This window comes from Microcystis sp. M53598_WE2, from assembly GCF_030067735.1.
In the GTDB taxonomy this organism is placed as follows: Bacteria; Cyanobacteriota; Cyanobacteriia; order Cyanobacteriales; family Microcystaceae; genus Microcystis; species Microcystis aeruginosa.
The window spans coordinates 1-2,555 of record NZ_JASJFE010001050.1 but is presented as its reverse complement, the minus strand read 5'-3'; the positions used below and the strand labels follow the sequence as shown (position 1 = coordinate 2,555).

The window sequence follows — 2,555 nt, the reverse complement described above, 5'->3', positions numbered from 1 at the left end:
CTGAGATTTATTAAAATTCTGAAATCGTAGAGTGAGCAAGGAATCCAGTTCTTTTTTATGTTTCAGATGGGCATCATTCAGACATTCATAAATAGTTGAAGAAAAGTCGGAAAAGTTTTTATAATATTTACCATATAAACATTTATTTTTGACCAATTTACCCAGGCTTTCAATTAAATTTAGATTAGGCAATAAGACGGCAGATAGAGTAACTATATTGACAAAGAAAGAGCCAATTCATCAACAATTTTACATTTTTGATAGCGGGCATTATCTAATACTAGAGTGATTTGAGGAAAAAATGCAAGTTATAGCCGTGCAAAGTATAGCTCAAGAGAGCATAGGCTACGATCGCAATCACAATATTAACATCAAATATGTTTGCTCCACCAGATGAAGCAGGACTAATGAATAAGGTGGAAAATGGCGCAATGAAAGGTGCAGATAGATGATTAATCAACTGAGCAAATTGATTTTGTGGGTTCGCACCAAACAAACGCAGCAAGAACCTCATTACCAGTAGTATTTGCACTATTCCTGCCAGCCCGAAAATGCTATTAATTATCCAATTTAAGGTATTACTTCGTCTGGCAGATCGCAGGCGTTTCTCTTCTTGATCAAGTCGAAAAGCCTCTTCATCATGTAGCAGTTCTTGTCGCCGCTCAAGATTGGTTTCATCATCCCGATCGTGATTCATTCTTAGACCTCAGAGTCAATATTTTTCTGATTTAAATAAATTCTCCAATCAGTGGCGGGTACAAGCCACCACTGATTGTTCCCTCCGACCTACTCCCTTTCAACTTCTGCCTCCTTTTTAGGATTGCTATCCTTTAACTCTATTGATCGAGAGAAAACGGGCTTGCGAGTTTTCAAGTTAAAGCGGAATCCTTGAGGTAAGATGTGCAACCTGACTCCACACACTGCCATCGCTTCATCTTTGAGCAGTTCGTCTAAATTATCATAAGTTGCTTCTGATTCATCGACAACTGTTACAGCCCCACGCCCCACCACTTTAAATTCGTCACCGTCCACAATTACTGCTGTATCTTCGTCAATGCCAAAGCCTAAGTTAGCTGGCTGCTGTAAGAGAGCGGAAATCAGGCGACCTAGCCGTCCGCGCTGGGCAAAATGCTGATCGATCACCACTGAGTGCAGAAATCCCATTCCCGGACCCATCTCTATCGCGTCCATGCGTGGGTTGGTTTCCGAGTCTCCTTCAATAATCATCAGATCGGGCATGATGGCAGCACCGGCACTTGTCCCACCTACCACCATTCCCTCCCGATTGCGTTGGTGAAGTAAGGTATCTAGCTGAGTTCCCTTGATGTGTTCAATGATTAGGGCTTGATCTCCCCCGGTAAAAAACGCTCCTGTGGCTTCCTCAATGATTTTCAGGTTTTCTGGATCGTCGGCATCTTCCCTGTGAATGGTATCGAGGACACATACATCCTCGACACCGAGTCGCTCAAACACTCGGGTATAGGTTTCTCCAGCCGAACGAGGCTCACTTGTTGCCGCCGTTAACACGGCAATTTTAGCTTTAGTCCCGCCAGCACAGCGAACAAACTCTCGCAAGATTTGACAATCTCCTTCTTTGTCTTCTGCTCCACCAATGATGATTAATTGCCCGCGCTCTTTTGTGGATTCCATACAAAAACTCCTTGAATAACTAAACAGCACAACAACATAAGGGACTTGCGCTTTGATAATGTACCATTTATGGCTGGTCTGATTCTTCTACAGAGCGAGTGTCTGGCTGGGATATTATTCCTACGCAGGTCCCTAAAATTAAATTATAATCGTTCACACCTCCCCTACCCAATACCGTTCGGTTGAGCAAACCAGCCCCCACCCCCCTCAGTCCCCACCCCTCTCTTATCTCCCCTTTCAGGGGAGACGATAGAAGTCCCCCTTAAGGGGGATTTAGGGGGTGGGATTGACATCCTCACCGCCCTAAAAGGGACGGTGATTCCTAGACCTCACGATCTAGGTTTCTGCTTCTTAGCAGTTGCCTTCACAGACTTACTCTGTTCGGGTCTGACACTCGCGACCCAGACTGATACCGCAAGCCCTGCGGCCAAAATGTTTTTACTGGCGTTAACATCCCTGTCATGGCAAGTTCCACATTCAGGACACTCCCATTCTCGGACACTTAACGGCATTTTCTCAACGATATGCCCACAATTATTGCACCGTTTTGAACTAGGAAACCATCTATAGCGTTTCTCGCATCTGTGCGGCACAGTTAAACCTTTGCTGATTAAGCTGTTCAGGCTCGGGAATGTACCTCTTGTGAATCAGAAATGCTATATCTATTTCCCGATAGTTTCTCCCATACCAACGGCATTTATAGGCTCATTGTCGAGTGATTTCTCCCCAACTAACATCTGATATAGCTTGAGCTAGTTTCGGGTTTTTTACAGGGTGAGAGCATCTCAAACGCTATTGACAATTGGCCAATTTTGTCATCCGCGTGGGCATTTCAAGTGATACCACTCAATCAGAATAGTTACGAAATCGACCAAATGGGTCGATTTTTGCTTAACAATTGAGAT

Annotated in this window: 2 protein-coding genes and 2 pseudogenes; all 4 read right to left on the bottom strand. The window is 44.2% G+C overall.

Features of this window, described 5'->3' with window-relative positions; translation table 11 throughout:
• A pseudogene (locus PX636_RS21480) lies at window positions 1-290 on the bottom strand (transposase); the annotation flags it as partial.
• Window positions 281-697: a YggT family protein gene (locus tag PX636_RS21475; RefSeq protein ID WP_043999469.1), complete on the bottom strand. Its 417-nt coding sequence runs from the start codon at window positions 695-697 to the stop codon at window positions 281-283. The gene PX636_RS21475 and the pseudogene PX636_RS21480, both read right to left, overlap by 10 nt.
• An 89-nt stretch (window positions 698-786) precedes the next feature.
• Window positions 787-1,650: a cyanophycinase gene (locus PX636_RS21470; protein ID WP_288118786.1), complete on the bottom strand. Its 864-nt coding sequence runs from the start codon at window positions 1,648-1,650 to the stop codon at window positions 787-789.
• A gap of 329 nt (window positions 1,651-1,979) precedes the next feature.
• Window positions 1,980-2,439: pseudogene (locus PX636_RS21465) on the bottom strand (RNA-guided endonuclease InsQ/TnpB family protein); the annotation flags it as partial.
• Window positions 2,440-2,555: the final 116 nt, after the last annotated feature.